The following is a 21223-nucleotide window of genomic DNA, read 5'->3' as shown; positions in this document are numbered from 1 at the left end:
CCAAGCGGGCCGGAGCGAGCGTGGAACTTCTTTGGAGTTGATGCGTAAGACTACGAAGACGACGACCCATGCCCCGGAATCAACGACCATTCGGGGGTGCGGGCGAGGTCGCGGCGCCGTCGCGTCGTGACGAGCGCTCGGGCCTCCTCGACATCCGCACGCTGTCCTCGATCGTGGACTCGCAGCAGCGTGCTCGTGCCTCTCATGCCTCGGCCAGCAGCGTGGCGCTGCCCGCCTTCACCAATGCGTGGGCCCTCCAGGACGTCAGCGCGCCAGCGCCCGCGGCGAATCGGCCGCCTCCGCGCAAGCTGGCGACGCCCGATCAGCGCCCGCTCTACATGATGATCCTGGCGCTCAGCGCCGCGGTCGTCAGCTTGGGGGCGTTGATCGCATTTCGGCCCTCGCCCACGGTGGTGGTCGAGCGCACCGTGACCCCCGTGTCGGCACCGGCCGTCACCTCGGCTCCCGAGGATGCCGCCGAGCTCGAGCGCGAGCGCGAGCCCACCAAGGATCCGGTGGCCGTGGCCGAGCCCGCAGAAGAAGAGACACCCGACCAAGGACGAGACGGTCAGGCCAAGGACGAGCAGGCGAAGGACGGGGCCAAGAGCAAGCGCCCACGGTCGACTCGACCCTCGCGTCCGGCCAAGTCGCCTCCCACCTCCAAGGACGAGGCCAAGCCGGCCAAGCCGACCAAATCGGAGGGCACGATTCCGGTCGAGTGCGTGATCGACCCCAGCAAGTGCAGCCGCAGCGGCAAGAAGAAGCCCGACCCCAGCGACGACACCTCGTCCACCAAGGGGCTGCCGCCTGCGCCGAGCTCCACGGCGATCCGCAGCGCGATGAACGAGGTCAAGCCGCAGGCCAAGGCGTGCGGTCCCAAGCATGGCGGTCGCTCGGGTGAGAAGGTGCGGATCAAGCTCTCCGTGGCGGGCTCGACCGGGCAGGTCACCTCCGCGACCGCGCTCGACGATCACGCTGGGACCGCGCTTGGTCGCTGCGTGGCCGGGGCCTTGAGCAAGGCCAAGCTGCCGCGGTTCTCCAAGCCGCAAGCCGGCGTGGTCTATGCGGTCACGCTGTAGCCGGCGTCGGTCAGCAGCTTCGCCAGTCGACGTGCGCCTTCGCGCAGCTCGTCGGGCTCGTAGAACGCAAAGCTCAGCCGTATGAAGCGCGATAGATCGCGCGTGACGGCGCACCGTGATCCTGGGGTGAAGCGCACGCCGTGCGCTTCGCTCCCCGCTTCGAGCAACGCCGCGCCATCGCAGCCCTCGGGCAGCGGCAGCCACACGAAGTATCCCCCTCGTGGCTCGGCCACGCCTTCGACCAGCCGCGGCAGGTGTTGGCGTAGCGCGTCCATCAGCGCCTGCGCGCGCGCCTCGAACGTGCGCCGCAGGTGGTCGATGTGCCGGTCGAGCGCGCCGCCCTCGATCACCCCCTGCACGATCGACGCGATCACGGGATTGAGGCCGCCGCCGCTGCGCAGGGCCCCGTGCAAGGAGAACCGCTCGATCAGCGGCTCTGCTGCGTGCGCCCACCCCAGCCGCAGCCCCGGCGCGAGGATCTTCGAGAACGAGCCCAGCGACAGCACCCGCCCGCGTCCCTCGTCGTAGGTCATCATGCAGGGCGGCGGCTCGGGGGCGAAGCCGAGCATCACGTAGGGCTCGTCGGCCACCACCAGGAAGTCGTGCCGCTCCGCGAGCTCCACCAGGCGACGCGCGCGATCCGGCGCCAGGCATGCCCCGGTGGGGTTGTGGAACGACGGCATGCAGTACACGAACGCCGGCGCCGCTCCCCGGGCCAGCCGCTGCTCGAGCGCGCTCACGTCGATCCCCTCGGCGTCGACCGGCACGCCCTCCACCGCGAGCCCCTGCGACTCGAACACGCCGCGGGCGAGGAAGTACGTGGGGTCGGAGCACACCACGGTCTGCCCCGGTCGTGCGAAGAGCTGGGCCGTGAACGACAGCGCCGACGAGATCCCGCCGGTCACCAGCAGCTGCGAGGCCGCGACCTCGTGCCCCGCACCGAGGTGGTAGCGCCGCGTCATCAGCTCCGCCAGCGACTCGCGAAAGCTCTGGGGCCCGTGGATCGCCCCGTACTGCAGCACCAGTGGATCAGCGCCCGCACCCAGCCGCGCGGCCGCGGCCTCGCGGATGAGCGCCAGCGGCAACAAGCTCGGTGACGGCTGGCCCAGCCCGAGGTTGATGGCCTCGGGTCCGGCCGCCGTCTGCGGATACTCGCCGGTCTGCGCCGTCATGGGCTGGTCGTCTCGCTAGGGCAGGCACACCTTGCGGTTGTTCGAGCCGCCACCGGTGCTGCGGCAGCCGAACGCGGGGTGTACCTCCTCCTGGCAGAAGGACCCGGGATCGTAGCCGTCGATGTCGCTCGCCTCGCAGCTCAGGAAGCACATCATCATGCCCGTGCTCTCGAATGGCGCGCACACCTGCGGGAAGTCGGTGCGGCACTCGCCCTCCACCGCGCAGCAGTCGGCGTCGGTCTGGCACAGGTGGGTGCAGTAGCCGCCCTCCACGCGGTCGAGGCAGATGGGATTGCCACGCAGGGCGCCGGGGTCGACCTCCGGGTAGCACTCGTCGGGCACGTCACAGGGCTGGCCCGCGTAGTCGCCCGAGTCGTCGTGGCACGAGATGCCCGCGAGCAAGGCGACGCCAAGCGCGAGGGGGAGCAGCACGAGGGAGGACCGCATGGGCCACACTCTACCCCTTTGCCCCTGGTCGCACTCGCGTCGCTCGCGTCAGCGCGATCACCAACCTCGCGGCTCGGAAGGGCGCTCGCCTACAGCCACCTACGGAAGTGGCCCGCGGTCCGGCCGCATCCTCGCTCGCGCGCCTCCGTTGGCTATGGTTTCCCGTGATGACGCGAGGCAAGGGCGGGGCGTGGCTGCCGATGGCTCTCCTGGTGGCGCTCGGCTGCAAGCAGGCCGAGCCCACCGCGGCGCCCGGGCCCGAGTGCAACGCGGCCGACGACTGCAACGACATGTTCGGCGGCTCCACCGTGCGAGAGCACAGCGATCGGGCCGCGACCTTTGCCGAGGTCTCCGGCGGCTGCCCCCATGCGCCCGAGGACGTCCCGCCGCTCGAGACGCTCGAGCGCGGCGCGCTGCCCGAGTTCGATGCCTCGCGCGATCGGGCCTCCAACATGAACCGCGGCGACGAGCGCCTGCAGGACATCGACCTGCACGCCTCCATGATGACCATGCAGCCCCGGATCTTCGCCTGCGTGGACCTGGCGTCGTGCTACGAGGATGGCGCCAAGCTCTCGGGCAACGGTGAGCTCGAGTTCGACTTCGAGCTCCGCCCCAACGGCACCGTCGCCGCCGTCTCCGTGCATGCCTCGCCGGGTCTCGACCACCCGAGCGTGGTCGCCTGCGCCCGCCGCACGATGGCCGAGCACCGCTTTCCGGGCTACGACGGCGGCCAAATGATGATCAACTACGTCATGACGATCGAGGCCGTCGCCGACGAGTGAGCGGCCAGCCGCGCCGGATCGCTCGCGATCACAGCACGAAGTCACCGAGCCGCGGGCGCTGCAGCCAGTTGCTCGCGGACCAGCTCGCTCCCTGCTCGGCCACGTGCATCGTGAAGGCGTGGCGAGAGCTCTCGGACGTGTTCTGCGAGCTGAAGTGCGGCAGGTGATCGTGGAACATCACCAGGCTGCCGGCCGGAACCTCGACCGCCTCGGCCCGGTCGAGCGAGGGCCACGGGGTGTCGTCGAGCCGCCGCAGCGTGCCCCGACGGTGCTCCCAGTCGACCTCGAACCGCTCCCGCAGCGGGGAGCGGTGCCCCCCGGGCTGCACCCACAGGCAGCCGTTGCCGCGATGGGCGTCCTCGATCGCGACCCACATCCCGGTGACGCGGGGCTGCACCCCGGCGTCCGAGTTGGGTTCGGTGGCCAGATAGGTCGCGTCCTGGTGCCACCGTACCTCTCCGCCGATCCGCGGCTGCTTGAAGATGTACATGGTCTGCCACAGCACGGGCGTGCGGTAGCCGATGTCGCGCAGCAGCTCGATGAACGCGGGGAGCCGACAGAACTCCCGGAACGCGGGGACGAGGTCGTGCATCGCGTGACCGATCTTGTTGATCGCCTGGCGCTTGTCACAGCGCAGGGCACCCGCGGCATCGAGCGCGTCCTCCTCGAGGAAGCAGCCCACGCCCTGTGCGGACGCGAAGAAGTAGTCGTCGCGGCCCGCGTCGCCGTCCTTGGTGCTGAACACGGTGCGGTGGTGGTCGATGTCGAACGCGTCCACGAGTTCGAGCGCAGCGCGTCGCAGCGGGTCCACCTGCTCGGGCGAGAGCAGGCGCGGGAGCACGAGGAAGCCACGCTCGTCGAACTCGTGAGCCTGCGCTCGGGTCAGCACGGGCGCATTGTCGTCGGATCGAGCGCTCGTCGCCAAGCGCTCGATGGCATCATCGTCGGAGTCGCCCCTTCCATGCTCGCCGACCATCGCCCGCCGCCGCTGCGTACCGTGCTCCCGTCGGCGCTGCGCGTCACGCTGCTCGAGCTGCGCGCACGTCGTCGCTTCGAGCCGGCGCGCTACGTTCGGGCCAAGGCCACGCTCGTCGGGGCCTACCTCGCGCGCTCGGGGATTCGCGCGGCGGTGGTCGGGGTGAGCGGCGGCATCGATTCCGCGGTGGTGCTGGGGCTGCTGCGCGCCGTGGCCGAGGCGCCGGGCTCGACCCTGCGTCGGGTGGTGGGCGTGCTGGCCCCCGTGTTCGCCGAGCCGGGCGCGACCAATCAGGCCACCGCGCTCGACCGGGGGCGCGCGGTGATCGAGGCGTTCGGAGCGCAGGCCGTGGAGGTGGACCTCAGCGGAGCCCATGCGGTGGTCGGTCGCGCGGTCGAGCAGGGGATGGGGGTGGTCGGCAACCCGTGGGCGGCGGGCCAGCTCGTCTCCACCATTCGCACGCCGGCGTTCTACTACGTGACCAGCGTGCTCGCCCAGCAGGGCGAGCTGGCGGTGCTGTGCGGGACGACCAATCGCGACGAGGGCTCGTACATCGGGTTCTTCGGCAAGGCGTCCGACGCAATGGTCGACCTGCAGCTCGTGTCCGACCTGCACAAGTCCGAGGTCCGGGCGCTGGCCGAGCACCTCGGCGTGCCCCGCTGCGTGGTCGAGGCCACGCCCACCGGAGACACGTTCGATGGTCGCGTCGACGAGGAGATGATCGGGGCGCCGTACGACTTCGTGGAGCTCTACACGGGCTTGCGGGCGCTGGGCGATCCGCGGGAGCGTGCGGCGCTCGAGGCCGGGTGGGACGCCGAAGCGCGTCAGGCGTTCGATGGATGGGCGAGGGCGGTGGAGGAGCTGCACCGCGTCAACCACCACAAGTATCTGGCGCCTGGCGCCGCGATCCACTTCGACGTGATGCCGCGTCACGTGCCGGGCGGGTGGTCGGGCCCACCCGAGGCCACGCCGCCGCGGGGGGCGTTCGTGGGGGAATTCGAGCTGCCGTCGGCGGTTGTGGAGACGCTGCACGAAGGCGCGGGAGCCAATGCACGGGCCGAGCCGGTCCCCGGGTTCGGCGAGTCGCTGGTGGTGGTCCACGGGCTGCTCGACCCGGGTGAGCCCCAGTGCCTCGTCGATGTGGTGGCGGATCTCGCGTGGGTGGCCGTGGGTACGCACGGGGTGGCTCGGGGCCACGACCCGCAGCGCGACCCGCCGGGCTCCGGCCGCGTCTCGACCTACGATCACGAGCTGGCGGCGGTGCTGTGGCGGCGGCTCGCACCGCTGCTGCCGGTGGTGCGGATCTTCGAGGGCACCACGCCCACCGATCACGATGGGCACCCGGTGTGGCGACCGATGGGCGTGTCACCGTTGTTTCGCTTCATTCGCTACGAGCGTGGCGGGTCGCTGGTGCCGCACCACGATGCCGGCTTCGACTATGGCGACGGGCGGCGCCGCACGTTGGCGAGCGTGTTGGTGAGCCTGGGACCTGCCCGGGAGCCCTCCGGGGGCCACGGGCACACGCGCTTCCTGGTCGATCGCCAGCGCCACCGGCCGGTGTGCGAGCGCGACTTCTCCGATCACATCGAGGCCGCACCCGAGACCGACGCGCTGTGGGTGGCTCCGGCCGCGCCCGGCTCGGCCGTGGTCTTCGACCATCGCTTGCTCCACGAGGGGCTCGCTTGGGATGGCGACGAGCCGCGGCTGCTGCTGCGCGCCGATGTGGTCTTCGAGCGCTGCGGCCCGGTGCTGCCGCCTCCGCGCGTGCCGGCGCTGCCGCTGTGGGAGCGCCTGGGCTTGGCGCCGGGATCCGATCCCGCCGCCGTCGATCGGGCCTACGCGGCGCTCCGCGAGACCTCGCAGGAGCCCGCTGCCCTGCGGTTCGCCTGGCGGATGCTTCGCGACCCCTACTACGCCAGCGCCTACACCCGTCTCGGTCGCGATCGGCTCGAGCTCGATGCGGGCTTCTTCGACGACGGCGGCGAGCTCGGCGAGCCGCAGCCACGGGCAGAGCCTTCGTGGATGTGCACCCCGCTGCATCATGCGAGTGCGGCGCTGCGGCGGCACGCGCTGGGCTCGACGCAGGGGGCTCGACGCCTGGTGGTGCTGTTGACCACCGGCGGGTTCGCTCCCGTGCATCGCGGTCACCTCGAGATGATGGAGATCGCTCGTGCCACGCTCGAGCAGGACGGGGATCGGGTGCTCGCGGGGTATCTCTCGGTCTCGCACGACGGCTACGTGCTCTCCAAGTGCGGGGCCGGGTGTCCTGCGGCGGCGGAGCGCATTCGAATGTGCGAGGTCGCGGTGCAGGACAGCGACTGGCTGATGGTCGATCCGTGGGAGGCGCTCCACTGCGATCGCGCCGTCAACTTCACCGACGTGATCGCGCGACTGGAGGCCTACCTCAACGCGCACCTGCGCACGCCCGAGCCGATCGAGGTGGTCTACGTGTTCGGCTCCGACAACGCGCGCTTCATGCTGGCATTCGCCGAGCGTGGACGATGCGTGTGCGTGCCGCGGCCGGGCGCGCAGGAGCGGCTGGCCGCGCTGCGCGATCACCCGGCGCTGCGCCGGGAGCCGCGAATCCGCGTGGCCGATCGCCAGGCTCCGGCGCTCGCCTCGGCGCGGGTGCGCGAGGGGGACGACCGCGGGGTCGAGCCGCAGGTGCTCGCGCTGTGGAACGGTGCACGCGCGCAGGAGTCCGCCCCGGTGCTCACGCGGCTGTGGGTGCGTGACGAGGGCCCATGGCCGCTGGAGCCCTGGATCCAGGGACGCGATCGTGCCGCGATCACCGGCGCTCGCGCTCGCTTCTTCGAGTTGCTCCTGCACGAGCTTCGCCGGGCCCACTGCGCCGGCGGACGTCACGAGCTTCGCCTCGAGGTGATCGAGCTCCGGACCCAGCGCGAGCAGGTGGAGCGCCTGCGGTCCGAGGGACCCGTGCTCGGGCTCGATCCCTGCGTACCCCACGACGCCGAGCTCGAGGTCTCCCGCTGCTTCGAGCTGTCGTGCGACGTGGCCAGCGAGCACCTCGTGCCCCGCCCGGGAGCACCCGCGCTGGAGGAACAGCTCGCCGCGGTGCCGGCCTCTGCACGCGGCTACCTGCTGGTCGACGACGACGTGGCGACGGGGCGCACGCTCGCCCAGGTACGGGCCTTGCTCGACGGTCGGGTGCACGTGCGAGGCGTGCACGCGCTGTGCTCGCTCGCGCCCGACGACCCGCCGGACGGCGCGCGCGGAATCGAAGAGCTGTGCGACGCGCGGGACTTCTTGCCCGGCGCTCGCGGCAGCGGGCTGGTGGTGCGGCTGCCCACCGGGGCGCTGGCCCGAGCGCCGTACCTGCTGCCCTACGTGCGGCCCGCGAGGCGCCTGCGGTTCCCGGTGGAGCACGAACTCGAGCTGTCGCGGACGCTGTGGGAGCATGCGGCGGCGTTCTTCGCCACCATCGAGCCCACGCTGCGGCTTCGCGACGCGGATCCGGCGTTCGGGGTGCTCACCGACTACCTGGGGTTCTCGCGCGAGTCGTCGCTCGAGGCCGTGTGCCGGTGGCACGCCGAGCGCCTCGGTCCCATCGCTCGGTGAGCGCCCGCAACCCTACAAGATCCTCGACCCCAGCGCCGATGCGATCAGCTCCACCGCCAGCTCCGCCGTCTTGTTGGCGTCGTCCAGCGTGGGATTGACCTCCACCATCTCCAGGCTCGTCATGCGCTCGGTCTCGGCCATGATCTCCAGCGCCAGGTGGGCCTCGCGATAGGTGAGCCCGCCGAGCTTGGGCGTGCCCGTCCCAGGGGCCACCTTGGGATCGACCGCATCGATGTCGAAGCTACAGTGCAGCATGTCGGTGCCTTCGAGCGCCAGCCGCAGCGCCTCCTCCATCACCGCCGCCATCCCGCGGCGGTCGATGTCGGCCATGGTGAAGGTGTGGATCCCCGACTCGCGCAAGAGCCTGCGCTCGACCGCATCGATGTCGCGCAGGCCGATCTGGCAGAACCGCCGCGGATCGAGCTTGGCCCCGGGGTAGCCGATGTCGGTGAGCGCGGCCGGCCCCTGGCCCAGCAGGCACGAGACCGGCATCCCGTGGATGTTGCCGCTGGGCGAGGTGTCGGGGCGGTTGATGTCGCCGTGGGCATCGAACCAGATCACACCGACCTTCGAGGGACCGGCGGGTTCGGTGCCCTTGCGCCGATGCTGCTCGAGCGCGAGACCCGAGAGCGTGCCGATCGCGATGCTGTGGTCGCCGCCCAGCACCAGCGGCAGCCCGCCGTCGTCGAACATGCCGGGGATGAAGTCGGCCAGCTCGGTGCACGTGGAGGCGATGAGCGGGAGGTACTTGGCGTTGGGCTCACCCTGCGGCTTGGTCTCGGGCGCGGGGATCGACAGGTCGCCCAGGTCGTGGACCTCGTAGCCGAGCTGGTGCAGCCGGTTGTGCAGGCCGGCGATGCGCATGGCGGCCGGGCCCATGCCCACGCCCCGTCGGCCTGCGCCGTGGTCCATGGGCACGCCGATCACGTGGATGGTCTTGGTGGTCGACATGGGTGCGCGCGCAGCCGTGAGTCATGCCCCCGCTGGGGGCTCGGCCTCGGTCTCGCGGGGCTTGCTCGGCGGGCCGGCTTCGTTCGCGCTCGGGCGCTTGCGCAGCCGCTGCACCAAGGTCAGCCCTGCCAGGAGGATCGCCCCGGCCACCAGCCCACAGCCGCCGTTGACCAGCATCGGGCCGAGCCATCCCATCACGCCGCCGCCCTGCTCGAGCCCCACGGCGAGGTGGTGCAGCGGTGGGATCCCGTGCACGAGGATGCCTCCGCCGACCAGGAACATCGCCACCGTGCCCGCGATCGACAGCCCCTTCATGAAGTAGGGCGCGGTCCGCAGGATGGCCGAGCCCAGCGCCCGGGCGCCCGCGTTGGCGCGACGCCGCAGCGCGAGGCCGGCGTCGTCGAGCTTGACGATGCCCGCCACGAATCCATAGACGCCGATCGTCATCACGGCCGCGATCGTGGTGAGGACCCCCACGCGGGTGACGAACGGTGCGTCGGCCACCGTGCCGAGGGTGATCACGATGATCTCCGCCGACAGCACGACGTCGGTGCGGATCGCCCCGCGGATCCGTTCCCGTTCGAACGCCACCATGTCGACCTCGGGATCGGCCAGGGCTTCCTTGCGCTGCTCGTGGCCGACCTCGTCCTCGTGGCGGTGCAGCAGCTTGTGCACCACCTTCTCGAAGCCCTCGAAGCACAGGAAGGCGCCACCCAGCATCAGGATCGGTGTGATCGCCCATGGCGCCACCGCGCTGATGGCCAGCGCGGCCGGCACGATGATGAGCTTGTTCTTGGCCGAGCCCTTGAACACGGCCCACACCACGGGGAGCTCGCGGTCGGCGGCCACCCCCGTGACCTGCTCGGCGTTGAGGGCCAGATCGTCCCCCAGCACGCCCGCGGTCTTCTGGGTCGCGACCTTGGTCATCGTGGCGACGTCATCGAGCAGCGTCGAGATGTCGTCGAGGAGGGTGAACAGGCTGGAGCCGGGCACGGTCGGGGAGCCTCCGGGGAAGGCCCGAAGGTAGCAGAACCCCGGAGGGGGGAGCCCCAGGCGTAGGCATGGCAGGCCTGCGGTGGGTGCAGGCCGCGAGGAGGCTTCGTTCATGGATCCGGGTCGTGCCACGGGGAGGGGGCGAGCATGCGCCGAGCCGCCTCCACCCGGCATAGCTCGACGTCGAGCGCCACGAGTCGGGCCGGGGTCGATCGCGCCCCGAGCCGCTCTTGTTCGAGCCTTCGTAGGTCCCTTTCGAGCTGTTCGAGCTGGTCGAGCCGCGTCCGCCGCTCGGCGTCGTCGGCGAAATCGGTGGTCTTGCCGTGATTGCCGGTCGTGTCTCGCTGGTCCATCGCGTACGGCGCCCTCGTCGGAGGTGCGCGCGCCAGATTCAAGGCGCGTGCCGTGCATCCATCCCCGTGATCCCGCGCGGTTGTGCGCGCTGCTCGAGACCGTGCGGGGGCCAGCCAGCGAGTCGAAGCGACACAGCGAGCGCATGCGCACGGGCGCTCACGGTCTTCGCACGCAGACTCGAGCTCGGGATTGACGAGCGGGAGCGTAGGGCTAGACCCCGAGCGTGACCGACTCACACGAGCCACCGTCGGAGCTGCCGGCGCAGGAGCGCGATCTGCATCGGGCGCTGCTCAGCCTTCGGGAGGAGCTCGAGGCCGTCGACTGGTACCAGCAGCGCGTGGTGCTGTGTGGTGACGACGAGCTCGCGTCCGTGCTCGCCCACAACCGCGACGAGGAGATCGAGCATGCTGCCATGACCCTCGAATGGTTGCGGCGCAGGGTTCCCGCCTGGGATCGCTGCCTCCGTCGCTTCCTCTTCACCGAGGGGCCGATCTCCCGACAGCCGCCTGCCCCCGATGCCCGGGTTGCCGCCCATGGCCTGGGCATCGGGGGCCTCGGCGGAGGACGAGCGCCATGAACCTGCTGCGACGCTCCCTGGCCCCCCTCTCCGACGATGCCTGGGCCGCCATCGACGACGAAGCGCGAGGTGTGCTCGAGGCCAACCTCGCGGCGCGCCGCTTCGTGGACGTGCTCGGGCCGCATGGCTGGGGGTGCTCGGCGGTGAGCCTGGGCCGCCTCGGCGAGCTCCGTCAGGATGGAGAGGTTCGCTGGGGCACCCGGCGGATCCTGCCGCTGGTGGAGCTCCGGGTGCCCTTCATGGTCGGCCGCTGGGAACTCGACGATCTCGCCCGGGGCGCTCGTGCGGTCGATCTGGGGCCCGTGCGGGCAGCAGCGGCGAGCGCCGCGAGGTTCGAGGAGCGGGCGATCTACGCGGGCCTGCCCGACGCGGGGATCCAAGGGATCCTACAGACGCGGCCGCTGCATCCCCCGCTGGCCTGGCCGACCGATGTGTACGCGATCCCGGATCGCGTGGTCATGGCCCAGATCCGACTGACCAACACCGGGATCGAGGGCCCCACCATGCTCGTGCTCGGCGACGCCGAGTATCGCGCGGTCGCGGGCGAGGTGGGGGGCTATCCCGTACGGCAGCAGCTCGAGGCCCTCGTGGGCCGTGCACCCGTCTACAGCCCCGGTCTCGAGGGCGGGATGCTCGTCTCCACCCGGGGCGGCGACTTCGAGCTCACGCTCGGGGTCGACCTCTCGATCGGCTTCGATCGCGTCGAGCGGGATCACGTGCACCTGTTCATCACCGAGACGTTCGCGTTTCGGATCCTCGATCCGGAGGCGGTGGTGGTGCTCGAGCGGCAGGACGACGAGCCCTCGTGAGTCGCGTGCCTACCAGCCACCGCTCCAGCGCATCAGCACATGGGGTCCCCCCAGCGTCCCCGGCCAGCGCGTCCACGACTGGTGGGTCATCAGGCGCAGCCGATCGAGCAGCATCAGCATCGGCACGCTGCCGAGGGGCATGCGCTCGAACCCGAGGCGCTCGAGCCACGCAGGCCGGGAGGTCACCAGCCACAGCAGCCGCGGATTGCGTCGCATCGCCCGCTCCACGCACGCCCGGACCAACGCGCGCCCCAGACCCTCGCCCTGTCGTGCGGGGTGCACGGCCACGCCGGCCAGCTCCGCCACGTTGGGGCGAGGCCAGCGAAGCTGGGCGCATGCCACCAACGCCCGGCCGGGCTCGCGAATCACGATGAATTCGTCGATGTGGCGGCGAATGACGCCGGATGACAGCAACACCACGCTGCGCACGGCGGCGTTGGCACGAAGTACGCGGGCGATGCTCCGGGCATCACGCTCGATGGCACGCTCGATGGTCACGGGGCGTCCCGTGCGGGGCCCAGGGACGATCGTGAGGTGTCGGTGCTCGCCGTGGTTCATGGTGCCTCCGGGTGACGGCTGCGACCGCACGAGCCGCACTGGCCGCACTAGGTGCAAGGCAGGTGCCATCCGGTGGCCCGGTCGTTGGGTCTCAGGCTCGATCCACGGCCCTACGATGTGCCCCAGCGCTCGGTGGGTCGAGACGGATCGTGCGGCGCCGCTCGGGTCGCGCCGCATCCGGCGGACGGTGCGGCGCGCTCATCGGCTCATGAGGGGGGCGGGAACCACCACCACCGGACGGTCGGCATGCGCGGCCAGATCGGAGCCGACGCTTGAGTCGAGCATGCGCTCGGTCAGGGTCAGTCTGCGCGAGCCGCTCATGAGCATCGTGGCCTCGTGGTCGAGGGCCGCACGGCGCAGGGATCCCGAGATCGGGCCGTGACGGAGCTCGAGCGGGAGATCTCCCAGCCCGTGATCTTCGACCCAGCGCTCGATCGCCCGCTCCGCCGCTGATGCATCGAGCCGTTCCATCAGATCGCTGGTCGCCATCGTCGGGTCGCGTGGCTTCACCGACAGCACGCCCATGGCCGCGACCGGAGCCGGATGGGAGACCACGTGCACCATGCGTACGGACAGCGACAGCCATCGCGCCAGCCTTCGTGCGAGCGCGGCCGCTTCGAGGCAGTACGCGGAAGGATTCACCCCGACCAGCAGCGGCCCTCGGCCCAGGCTCGCGGGATCGAGGTCGGGCGGCACGATCGCGGTGGGTAGTATGGGCTGACGCAGCAGCCGTCGTGGCACCGAGCCCAGCGCCACCAGGGGCCGACGTCCCCGTGGGGCCGCACGGCCGAGCAGCAGGCCGTCGAACCCGCGCTCCCGTGCCAGGGCTGGCAGCAGCTCCACCGGAGCGCCGAGCCCAACGTCCACCGACCGGAACGCCTCGAGCACGCCGTGTTCCTCGAGGAACGCCCGCACCTGCCGTAGCGTGGGCTCGAGGTCGGGGCCCGAGCCCAGCTCGCCACCATCGCCGTGCAGCCCGAGTGCTCTTCGGGTGTCCGCATGCAGGGCATGGAACTCCAGTGCTCCACCGGAGCGCGCGCTCAGCCACCGGGCCAAGCGGATCAGCCCGACGCTGTGAGGGGTGAGGTCCAGGCCCACCAGCCATCGCATGCGAACCACGCCGCCAGGCTAGCCTGCGTGCAAGGCTCGTCGATCGCGGATGCACTGGCGCACGCCGCGGGCTTGCATGGCGCGTCCACGGTGTCAGGACGCACGGTGAGCAGGATCCACGATGGAACCACGCACCAGCACCCAGCGAGCCGCATCGTCGGCGTCGACGCCCCCTCCATCCACTCGGTCCGATCGGCCGGTGCTGGTCGGGGGCCCGCGCCTGGGCACTGCGTTCGGGGTCGAGATCCAGGTCGACTGGAGCTTGCTGGTCATCTTTGCCCTCATCACGGTCAACCTCGGCGCCGGGGTGTTCCCGAGCTGGCACCCCGAGTGGGGAATGGGGCTGTCGTGGGTGATGGCGCTCGCGGCCGCGACCCTGTTCTTCGCATCCGTGCTCGCGCACGAGCTGTCGCACGCCGTGGTCGCGCGCGCGCGCGGGATTCCGGTCTCGCGCATCACCCTGTTCCTGTTCGGCGGGGTGGCGCAGATGGAGGACGAGCCCAAGTCACCCAAGGACGAGCTGCTGATGACCATCGTCGGTCCGCTCGTGAGCCTGATGATCGGCGGCGTGGCGATCCTGGTGGCCTCGCTCCTGGCGTCCGACACGGTGGCGGCGCTGTCCGATCGGCCCGAGGCGGCCCTGCGGGCGATGGGCCCCGTGGCCACCCTGCTGATGTGGCTGGGTCCCATCAACGTGCTGCTGGGGCTGTTCAACCTCGTGCCCGGGTTCCCGCTCGACGGCGGCCGGGTGGCCCGGGCCATCATCTGGTGGATCACCGGCGATCTGGTCAAGGCCACCCGCTGGGCCACCGGCCTGGGCCGAGGGTTCGCGTGGATCCTCATGGGCATCGGCGTGCTCGAGCTGTTCGGCGGCCTGTTCGTGCAGGGCCTGTGGCTCGTGCTCATCGGGTGGTTCCTCAACAACGCCGCGCAGATGAGCTACGCCCAGCTGCTGATGCGTCGGGCGCTCGAGCACGTGCCCGTCTCGCGGATCATGTTCACGCGCGTGGGCAGCCTGAGCCCCGAGATCTCGGTCGAGAGCTTCGTGCGCGAGCACCTGCTGGTGGGCGACCAACAGGCGTTTCCCGTCGAGGACGGAGGGCGGCTGTTGGGTCTGGCGACCGCGGAGGACGTGCGACGCGTGCCGCAGGAGCGCTGGCCGGTCACGATGGTGGGCGACATCATGACCCGCGCCGAGGAGTTGGCCACGCTGACTCCCCAGGCCGACGCCGAGGAGGCCATGAGCCTGCTGAGCCGGCGCGACGTCGAGCAGCTCCCCGTGGTCGAGGCTGGCCACGTGGTGGGGCTCGTGCGACGTCGCGATCTGGTGCGGTGGCTGGCGCTGCAAGGAGGACGCGAGCTTCGCCTGGTCGACGCTGCGGTGTGAGGGAAGCGAGCCCATTCATGGACGACCGCAGCACCACCTGTGACGAGCGCTGGGTCGCGTCGCGGCTGCAGCACGTGGTCGACTGGGCCGAGCGCTGGAGCCTGTTCACCTATCCGTTCGCCACCGCCTGCTGTGCGCTCGAGTACATGTCGTCGCTGGGGCCGCGCTACGACGTGGCACGGCTCGGGGCCGAGTTCCCGCGCTTCAGCCCCCGGCAGGCCGACCTCTTGTGCATCATCGGGACCATCAACGAACGCCAGGCGCCCGTGCTGCGACGGGTCTACGACCAGATGGTCGAGCCCAAGTGGGTGATTGCGTTCGGGGTGTGCGCCTGCACCGGTGGCTTCTATCAGAACTACGCGACCACCCCCGGCGCCGACCAGATCGTGCCGTGCGACGTGTACATTCCGGGGTGCCCGCCGCGGCCCGAGCAGTTCATCGAGGGGTTGATGGTGCTCCAGCGGCGCATCGCCGATCATCGTGCGTGCTCCCAGCAGTCGCTGGGGCAGACCGTGGTGAGCCCGGTGCTCGACCGTCGGCGCCTGCCGCTCGTGCCCGACGGCACCAGCATGGAGCTGCGGCCCGAGGAACGCATGCCGAGGGACGGTCGCACGCTGTGAGAGCCAGCGCGCGCGGGCGGGCGGATCGCCCTCGGGCCACCAGCGCGTGGGCTCGGGCGCAGGACCCGAGTGAAATGGTTGCGACCGGCCCGAGCCTGGGGTAATCCGACCGGCGCATGACGGACGTGATCGTGATCGGAGATGGTCCCGGGGGGCTCAGCGCGGCGTTGTTCCTGGCCAAGAGCGGCAAGGACGTCGTGGTGTTCGGGCAGGACAAGACGGCGATGCACTGGGCGATGCTCTACAACTACCTCGGCATCCCCGAGATCCACGGCAGCGAGTTCCAGAAGATCGGGCGCCAGCAGGTGCTCCACTACGGCGGCAAGATCGAGGATCAGCGCGTCGAGTCGGTCACCAAGGTCGAGGGAGGCTTCGAGATCGAGACCGAGTCGGGGCAGGCGCACACGGCCAAGTACCTGGTGCTCTCCGAGGGCAAGAACCCCAGGCTCGCGCAGACGCTCGGGCTGCAGTACGACATCGACACCGGGATCGCGACCGATCGCAACGGGCACACCGCCGAGGAGGGCGTCTACGTGGTGGGCCGGCTGGCTCGGCCCGGGCGCAGCCAGGCGATCATCTCGGCGGGTGACGGGGCGGCGGCCGCGATCGACATCTTGTCGCGCGAGCAGGGCTCGGCGTTTGCCGACTGGGACTCGCCGCCCAAGGAGGAGTGAGCCGGAGCCGATCGGGTTGGCCCGGCTCGGCTCGCTACTGCACGGTTGGGGCGAGCTTGCGCACCGCCATGTGCCACGCGGGCACCTTGAAGGGCAGGGGCAGCGGCAGGGGTAGGCGCATCAGCACCGTGGGGCGCGAGCTCACCACCTCGTGCGTGTCGGGTACGAGCTCGCGGAACCGCTTGGGAGTGATGCCGAGCGGCTTGATGCCGTTGTCGAGCACCGGCCGCAGGAACGACAGCAGGCCCATCTTCACCAGGGGGAAGAAGATCTGCTCGGCGCCGCGCCGCAGCTCGAGCACGCACAGCGTGCCGCGATCCCCGATGAGCTGCAGGGTGGGCTCGAGAAAGGGGAGCTGGTCATCCGGAGCGAGCTGGTGCAGCACCCCACGCACGTAGACGTTGGCGTCGCCGAGCTCGTCGTGCAGCGCCGCGATCGCCTCGTGATCCATGGCGTCCAGCACCCGGTACTCCACGCGCTCGTGGGGGTTCTCGCGCTCGGCCCGCGCGATGGCCGTTGGCGAGATGTCGACGCCGAGCACCCGCTCGAAGTGATCCCCGAAGAATGCGGTCTGGCGACCGTGGCCACAGCCGAGGTGGACCATGGGCAGCGAGGGGTCGACGAACGGCTGGATGTTGGGCCAGTCCAGCGCCACGCCGTCCTCCTTGGCCACGTCCCACATCACGCGCGTGCCCTTCTTGGTCACTTCGGACCAGTAGCTCTCCCAGCGCTGCGCGTAGCTTCGTGGGGGCTCGCTCATGTGGGGAGGGTCGTCGTTTTCGGGTGGCTTGGCAAGCGCTCGTGGCGTCACCCTGGCCCGCGTCGGTCCCGGTGCATCAACGAGTACACCACCGGAATCAGCACCAGCGTGATCAACGTCGATGCGGCCAGCCCACCCAGCACCGCGCGCGCCAGCGGGGCCTGGGCATCGGCGCCCTCGCCCACGCCCAGCGCCAGCGGGACCAGGGCCAGCACCGTGGTCAGCGTGGTCATCAGGATCGGCCGCAGCCGCCGGCGCCCCGCCTCGATCACCGCCGCGTGCACGCTCGCCCCTTCGGCTTGCAAGCGCGCCGCCTGGTCCACCAGCAGGATCGCATTGTTGACCACGATCCCCCCCAGCATGATGCAGCCGATGAACGACTGAACATTGAGCGTGGTTTCGGTGAGCACCAGTACCAGCACCACGCCGATCGCCGCCACCGGTACCGACAGCATCACCACCAGCGGGTCGCGCAGCGACTCGTACTGGGCGGCCAGCACCATGTAGACCAGCACCAGCGACAGCAGCAGCGAGACCAGGAGCTCGCCGAACGCCCGCTCTTGCTCCTCGAAGGTGCCGGCCACCCCGAGCGCATAGCCGGCCGGCCGCGGCAGCTCGACCAGGCGCTGCTCCACGTCGGCCGCCACCGAGCCCAGATCGCGGCCGGCCACGTTGGCCTGGATCCTCACCAGGCGCTCCTGGCCCTTGCGCTCGATCAGGATCGGCCCGAGTCCGGGATCGGTGCTCACCACGCTGCGCAGCGCCACGTCCTGGCCGCGATCGTTGCGGACGCGAAGGTCGAGGATCCGCTCGAGCGACAGGTGCTCCGCGTCGGCCAGCTGCACCAGGATGCGAAACGCGTTGCCCTCCACGTGGTACTCGCCTGCCTCTGCGCCGGCCATCGCGAGCTCCAGCGTGCGCGCCACCTCGCTCGGCGACAGCCCCAGGTCCGCCGCCTTGGCGCGATCGATGTGGATCCGCGCCTGCGGCACTCCGGCCTCGCGGCTCAGCTCCACGTCGGTCACCCCGGGCACCTCGGTCGCCACCGCCGCGGCCTGCTGGGCGAGCCGGGCGAGCACCTCGAGGTCGTAGCCTCGCACCTCCACCGTGAGCCCCTCGGTGGTGCCCAGCACGCGCTCGAGCAGGAACTGCCCCTGCGGCGCGCGGGTGCGGATCTCCATGCCCGGGATCCGGGCGTCGAGGTCCTTGCGCAGCGCGCTCGCGATCTCCGAGTTGGAGCGCTCGCGCTCGCCCGCCGGACGCAGGGTCAGGCGCACCTCGCCGCGAAATGCCTCGTTCGGATCGCGGCCCGAGGTGCTCACGCTGGTCACCGATGCGGTTGCCTCCGGTACTGCCTCGAACACCGCGCGCTCGAGCGCCTTGGTCTGGCGATCCACCACCTCGAGCTTGGTGCCCACCGGCATCTTGCCCGTCACCCGCACCTCGCCCTCGTCGCTCGGCGGCAGGAACTCGGTGCCGATCACCGGCGCGAGCACGACGCTGGCGCCCAGGGCTGCGAGCGCGATCACGACCGTCGCCGCCCGATGACGCAGCGCCGCGGAGAGCAGGCGCCCGTAGCTCCCCGCCATCCCGTCGAGCACCCGGCCCAGCGCGCCGTCCGGCTGGGCCGTCGTCCGCACGTTGGGTCCGGAGGGACGCGGCAGCAGCAGCCGCGACGCCAGCATCGGCACCAGGCTCAGCGACACCACCAGCGAGCAGCCCAGCGAGAACAGGATCACCAGCGCCAGGTCCTGGAACAGCACCCCCGTCACCCCGCGCACGAACACCAGCGGCAGGAACACCACCAGCGTGGTGATCGTGCTGGCCACGATCGCCGGGCCCACCTCGGCCGTGCCCGCCACCGCGGCCTCGGTCGCGTCCTCGCACAGCTCGTCGCGGCGGCGGAACACGTTCTCGAGCACCACGATCGAGTTGTCGACCATCATGCCCACCCCCAGCGCCAGGCCGCCCAGGGTCATCAGGTTCAGGGTCAGTCCCCCGAAGTAGAGCATCGCGAACGTGGCCACCAGCGAGATCGGGATCGAGACCGCGATCACGGCCGTGCTGCGCAGGCTGCGGAGGAACAACAGCAGCACCAGCACCGCCAGCCCGCCGCCGTAGAGCACCGAGCGCGCCACGTTCTGAATCGAGCGCTCGATGAAGTTGCCCTGGTCGGTCACGGGCACCACCTTCACCTGCGGGTAGTCGCGGTTGATCGCCTCCACCTCCCTCAGGATCGCCTGCGAGACCTCCACCGTGTTGGCGTTGGCCTGCTTGCGGATGCCCATGCGCAGGCCCAGGCGCCCGTTGACTCGGGCCACGCGCTCGAGCTTCGTGTACGTGTCGAGCACGCGGCCGAGCTGTCGCAGCTTCACCGGGGCGCCGTCGTGGGTGGCCACCACCAGCTCGCGGATCTGCTCGAGGTCGGTGAATTGCGCCGGTGCTCGCAGGGTGACCGCCTGCTGCCCCTGCTCGATCTTGCCGGCCGGGAGATCGAGGTTCGCGTCGATCAGTGCCTGCCGCACGTGCTCGATCGGCACCTCGAACGCGCGCAGCCGGTCGGGGTCGAGCTCCACCCGCACCTCGCGGTCGTAGCTCCCCCACGGGTCCACCTGGGCCACCCCTGGAAGCTGCGCCAGCCGCTGGCGGATCCGCTCCTCGACCAGGGTGGTCAGCTCCACCGGCGGCAGCGCGCTCGAGATCCCCAGGATCACCACCGGGAACGACGCCACGTCGAACTTGCTCACCCGTGGGCGCACGATGTCGTCGGGCAGCTCGTCGATCTCGCCCTCGATCTTGGCGTCCACGTCGATCGCCGCCGTGTCCACATCGATGCCCCAGCCGAACGTGGCCTTCACGTCGCTGCGTCCCTCGGCCGAGGTCGACTCGAGCCGCTGCACGCCGGGCACCGTGGCCACGATCTCCTCGATGATCGCCGTCACGCGCTGCTCGATCACCTCCGGGCTCGCCCCTTCGTACTCGGTGCGGATCGTGACGGTGGGCAGCTCGACCGCGGGCAGCAGGTCGATGCGGACCCGCAACAGCGACACGATGCCGAGCACCACCACGATCAGCGTGACCATCGTCGTGAGCACCGGTCGTGCCACGCTGATCGTCGCGAGCTTCATGGCGCGGGTGCGTCCTCGGCGGTCGTGGCGATCACCACCAGAGCGCCGTCGTGCAGCAGCTGCTGGCCCAGGGTGACCACGCGTGCGCCGGGCGCCACGCCCTCCACCGCCACGCGCTCCCCATCGTCGACACCCGGCGTCACCGGCTGCAGGCGGACCGTCTGGCCGTCGTCGGCGAGCACGAACACCGCCGAGCCGTCGTCGTGGCTCACCACGGCCTCGCGGGGCACGGTGATGGCGTCCTCGAGCTGGGCCAGCACCACGCGCACGTGCACGAACATGCCCGGTCGCAGTCGCCCGTCGGGGTTGTCGACCTCCAGCTCCACCCGGGCCTGGCGCGATTCCCTGGCGAACACCGGCGCGATGCGGGCCACGTGCCCCGAGAACTCCTCGCCGGGGTGCGCGTCGGTGCGCAGCGTGATCGGCTGATCCACGCGCAAGCGTCCGTAGTCTTGCTCGGTCACGTGCACCGCCACCACCAGCGGGTCGAGCCCCACCACCGAAAGCAGCGGGGAGTTGGCCGCCACCATCGTGCCGTCGTCGACGTGCCGGGCCGCCACCACGCGCTGCTGTGGCCCATCGGTCCAGTCCACGCTCACTCGCGTGTAGCCCTTGCGGACCTCGGCCCCGCGCAGGGCCGCCTTGGCCCGCGTCACCTCCGATGCCGCCACCGCCACCTCGGCATCGGCCTGTAGCTTGGCCGCGCGCGTGGTGTCGAGCTCCTGCTCGGACGCGATGCCTCGGCGCCGCAGGCCATCCACGCGCTCGAGGTTGCGCGACGCGATCTTCAGCGCATTGTCGGCTGCCACCTTGCGGGCCTGGGCCACCGCCAGGTCCGCCTTGGCCTGCGCCTGCGCCTGTGTCAGCTCCTCGTCGTCGAGCTCTGCCACCACCTGGCCTCGCGTCACCGGATCGCCCAGGTCGACCGTGATGCGATCGAGCCGACCGCCCACCTTGGGAGCCACCACGATCTCGGCCGTTGCCTCGAGCGTTCCCGTGAGCTCGCGGCGCTGCTCGAGCGCCCCGCGAGTCACCTCGGCCACCTCCACCGCCACCGCCCCTCGGGTTCCGCCCCCGGTCGCTGCGCCCGCCTCGCCGCGATGGGCCTCGCGCAGCGCCCAGCCGCCGCCCAGCAGCGCGGCGGCGGCAAGCAGCGGGATGGCCCAGCGAAGCACGGACATGACGACACGGGGCGCGCGCGGGCGCCGGCGTGCGAGAGTATAGGGCCGATCCGCCGGGGGGCCCGCCCAAGCCGCGCTCGACGGCC

Annotated in this window: 19 protein-coding genes; 8 read left to right on the top strand and 11 right to left on the bottom strand. The window is 71.1% G+C overall.

The features are described 5' to 3' along the window. The first annotated feature begins 68 nt into the window (after positions 1-68). Positions 69-1079: a hypothetical protein gene (locus OEB96_RS41440; protein WP_266222472.1), complete on the top strand. Its 1011-nt coding sequence runs from the start codon at positions 69-71 to the stop codon at positions 1077-1079. Here OEB96_RS41440 and OEB96_RS41435 read toward each other — a convergent pair. Together OEB96_RS41435 and OEB96_RS41430 are read right to left on the bottom strand one after the other, a co-directional pair. Then, on the bottom strand, positions 1061-2251 hold the full coding sequence (locus tag OEB96_RS41435; protein WP_266222471.1) for an aminotransferase-like domain-containing protein: 1191 nt from the start codon (positions 2249-2251) through the stop codon (positions 1061-1063). The genes OEB96_RS41440 and OEB96_RS41435 overlap by 19 nt on opposite strands. Positions 2252-2266: 15 nt before the next feature. Next, complete coding sequence (locus OEB96_RS41430; RefSeq protein WP_266222470.1) at positions 2267-2698, bottom strand: hypothetical protein; 432 nt, start codon at positions 2696-2698, stop codon at positions 2267-2269. Positions 2699-2865: 167 nt separating this feature from the next. Between OEB96_RS41430 and OEB96_RS41425 the strand changes: the two genes are divergently transcribed. Continuing rightward, positions 2866-3480 carry a hypothetical protein gene (locus tag OEB96_RS41425; RefSeq protein WP_266222469.1) on the top strand — a complete coding sequence of 205 codons (615 nt, stop codon included), beginning with the start codon at positions 2866-2868 and terminating at the stop codon, positions 3478-3480. A gap of 28 nt (positions 3481-3508) precedes the next feature. Here the strand turns inward: OEB96_RS41425 and OEB96_RS41420 are convergent, their stop codons facing one another. Then, a complete protein-coding gene (locus OEB96_RS41420; RefSeq protein WP_266222468.1) occupies positions 3509-4369 on the bottom strand; it encodes a phytanoyl-CoA dioxygenase family protein in 861 nt (286 codons plus the stop codon). 72 nt (positions 4370-4441) lie between these two features. Between OEB96_RS41420 and nadE the strand changes: the two genes are divergently transcribed. Continuing rightward, positions 4442-8035, top strand: coding sequence for an NAD(+) synthase (nadE, locus tag OEB96_RS41415; RefSeq protein ID WP_266222467.1), 3594 nt, complete (start codon positions 4442-4444; stop codon positions 8033-8035). 12 nt (positions 8036-8047) lie between these two features. On the opposite strand, the gene rocF is transcribed toward nadE, so the two are convergent. The 3 genes from rocF to OEB96_RS41400 all read right to left on the bottom strand — a co-directional run bounded on the left by rocF (position 8048) and on the right by OEB96_RS41400 (position 10332). After that, positions 8048-8986 carry an arginase gene (rocF, locus tag OEB96_RS41410; RefSeq protein WP_266222466.1) on the bottom strand — a complete coding sequence of 313 codons (939 nt, stop codon included), beginning with the start codon at positions 8984-8986 and terminating at the stop codon, positions 8048-8050. Between the two features lie 21 nt (positions 8987-9007). Then, positions 9008-9979, bottom strand: coding sequence for a DUF808 domain-containing protein (locus tag OEB96_RS41405; protein ID WP_266222465.1), 972 nt, complete (start codon positions 9977-9979; stop codon positions 9008-9010). Positions 9980-10089: 110 nt separating this feature from the next. After that, positions 10090-10332, bottom strand: a complete 243-nt coding sequence (locus tag OEB96_RS41400) for a hypothetical protein (protein WP_266222464.1) — start codon at positions 10330-10332, stop codon at positions 10090-10092. A 224-nt stretch (positions 10333-10556) separates the two neighbouring features. Here OEB96_RS41400 and OEB96_RS41395 point away from each other — a divergent pair, with 224 nt between their 5' ends. After that, on the top strand, positions 10557-10910 hold the full coding sequence (locus OEB96_RS41395; RefSeq protein ID WP_266222463.1) for a ferritin-like domain-containing protein: 354 nt from the start codon (positions 10557-10559) through the stop codon (positions 10908-10910). Then, positions 10907-11719 (top strand): family 1 encapsulin nanocompartment shell protein, encoded by an 813-nt coding sequence (locus OEB96_RS41390; protein ID WP_266222462.1) that lies wholly within the window; start codon positions 10907-10909, stop codon positions 11717-11719. Before OEB96_RS41395 ends, OEB96_RS41390 begins: the two co-directional genes overlap by 4 nt. A gap of 9 nt (positions 11720-11728) precedes the next feature. On the opposite strand, the gene OEB96_RS41385 is transcribed toward OEB96_RS41390, so the two are convergent. Together OEB96_RS41385 and OEB96_RS41380 are read right to left on the bottom strand one after the other, a co-directional pair. Beyond that, entirely contained in the window at positions 11729-12217 is a 489-nt protein-coding gene (locus tag OEB96_RS41385) for a GNAT family N-acetyltransferase (RefSeq protein ID WP_266222461.1), read from the bottom strand. Between the two features lie 258 nt (positions 12218-12475). After that, entirely contained in the window at positions 12476-13387 is a 912-nt protein-coding gene (locus OEB96_RS41380; protein ID WP_266222829.1) for a universal stress protein, read from the bottom strand. Positions 13388-13508: 121 nt separating this feature from the next. On the opposite strand from OEB96_RS41380, the gene OEB96_RS41375 reads away from it, so the two are divergent. The 3 genes from OEB96_RS41375 to OEB96_RS41365 all read left to right on the top strand — a co-directional run bounded on the left by OEB96_RS41375 (position 13509) and on the right by OEB96_RS41365 (position 16068). Continuing rightward, the gene (locus OEB96_RS41375) at positions 13509-14774 is read left to right on the top strand and encodes a site-2 protease family protein (RefSeq protein WP_266222460.1); all 1266 of its coding nucleotides are present in this window, start codon (positions 13509-13511) and stop codon (positions 14772-14774) included. Between the two features lie 17 nt (positions 14775-14791). Then, positions 14792-15394 (top strand): NADH-quinone oxidoreductase subunit B, encoded by a 603-nt coding sequence (locus OEB96_RS41370; protein ID WP_407674738.1) that lies wholly within the window; start codon positions 14792-14794, stop codon positions 15392-15394. 116 nt (positions 15395-15510) lie between these two features. Beyond that, positions 15511-16068: an NAD(P)/FAD-dependent oxidoreductase gene (locus OEB96_RS41365; RefSeq protein WP_266222459.1), complete on the top strand. Its 558-nt coding sequence runs from the start codon at positions 15511-15513 to the stop codon at positions 16066-16068. Between the two features lie 34 nt (positions 16069-16102). On the opposite strand, the gene OEB96_RS41360 is transcribed toward OEB96_RS41365, so the two are convergent. From OEB96_RS41360 to OEB96_RS41350, 3 genes are read right to left on the bottom strand one after another with little or no spacing between them, the layout of a single operon-like run. After that, complete coding sequence (locus OEB96_RS41360) at positions 16103-16828, bottom strand: class I SAM-dependent methyltransferase (protein WP_266222458.1); 726 nt, start codon at positions 16826-16828, stop codon at positions 16103-16105. A gap of 47 nt (positions 16829-16875) precedes the next feature. Beyond that, a complete protein-coding gene (locus tag OEB96_RS41355) occupies positions 16876-19956 on the bottom strand; it encodes an efflux RND transporter permease subunit (RefSeq protein ID WP_266222457.1) in 3081 nt (1026 codons plus the stop codon). Next, positions 19953-21137, bottom strand: a complete 1185-nt coding sequence (locus tag OEB96_RS41350; RefSeq protein ID WP_266222456.1) for an efflux RND transporter periplasmic adaptor subunit — start codon at positions 21135-21137, stop codon at positions 19953-19955. Before OEB96_RS41350 ends, OEB96_RS41355 begins: the two co-directional genes overlap by 4 nt. Positions 21138-21223: the final 86 nt, after the last annotated feature.

Source organism: Paraliomyxa miuraensis (assembly GCF_026337845.1).
Lineage (GTDB): Bacteria > Myxococcota_A > Polyangia > Nannocystales > Nannocystaceae > Paraliomyxa > Paraliomyxa miuraensis.
Note: the sequence above shows the minus strand (reverse complement) of the source record. Positions and strands in the feature narration are given on the sequence as shown.

Bases quoted from the DNA above. Each gene is read 5' to 3' on its own strand.
- OEB96_RS41440 (WP_266222472.1), top strand. From the start codon at position 69: ATGCCCCGGAATCAACGACCATTCGGGGGTGCGGGCGAGGTCGCGGCG.
- OEB96_RS41435 (WP_266222471.1), bottom strand. From the start codon at position 2,251: ATGACGGCGCAGACCGGCGAGTATCCGCAGACGGCGGCCGGACCCGAG.
- OEB96_RS41430 (WP_266222470.1), bottom strand. From the start codon at position 2,698: ATGCGGTCCTCCCTCGTGCTGCTCCCCCTCGCGCTTGGCGTCGCCTTG.
- OEB96_RS41425 (WP_266222469.1), top strand. From the start codon at position 2,866: ATGACGCGAGGCAAGGGCGGGGCGTGGCTGCCGATGGCTCTCCTGGTG.
- nadE (WP_266222467.1), top strand. From the start codon at position 4,442: ATGCTCGCCGACCATCGCCCGCCGCCGCTGCGTACCGTGCTCCCGTCG.
- rocF (WP_266222466.1), bottom strand. From the start codon at position 8,986: ATGTCGACCACCAAGACCATCCACGTGATCGGCGTGCCCATGGACCAC.
- OEB96_RS41400 (WP_266222464.1), bottom strand. From the start codon at position 10,332: ATGGACCAGCGAGACACGACCGGCAATCACGGCAAGACCACCGATTTC.
- OEB96_RS41390 (WP_266222462.1), top strand. From the start codon at position 10,907: ATGAACCTGCTGCGACGCTCCCTGGCCCCCCTCTCCGACGATGCCTGG.
- OEB96_RS41380 (WP_266222829.1), bottom strand. From the start codon at position 13,387: ATGCGATGGCTGGTGGGCCTGGACCTCACCCCTCACAGCGTCGGGCTG.
- OEB96_RS41375 (WP_266222460.1), top strand. From the start codon at position 13,509: ATGGAACCACGCACCAGCACCCAGCGAGCCGCATCGTCGGCGTCGACG.
- OEB96_RS41370 (WP_407674738.1), top strand. From the start codon at position 14,792: ATGGACGACCGCAGCACCACCTGTGACGAGCGCTGGGTCGCGTCGCGG.
- OEB96_RS41365 (WP_266222459.1), top strand. From the start codon at position 15,511: ATGACGGACGTGATCGTGATCGGAGATGGTCCCGGGGGGCTCAGCGCG.
- OEB96_RS41360 (WP_266222458.1), bottom strand. From the start codon at position 16,828: ATGAGCGAGCCCCCACGAAGCTACGCGCAGCGCTGGGAGAGCTACTGG.
- OEB96_RS41355 (WP_266222457.1), bottom strand. From the start codon at position 19,956: ATGAAGCTCGCGACGATCAGCGTGGCACGACCGGTGCTCACGACGATG.
- OEB96_RS41350 (WP_266222456.1), bottom strand. From the start codon at position 21,137: ATGTCCGTGCTTCGCTGGGCCATCCCGCTGCTTGCCGCCGCCGCGCTG.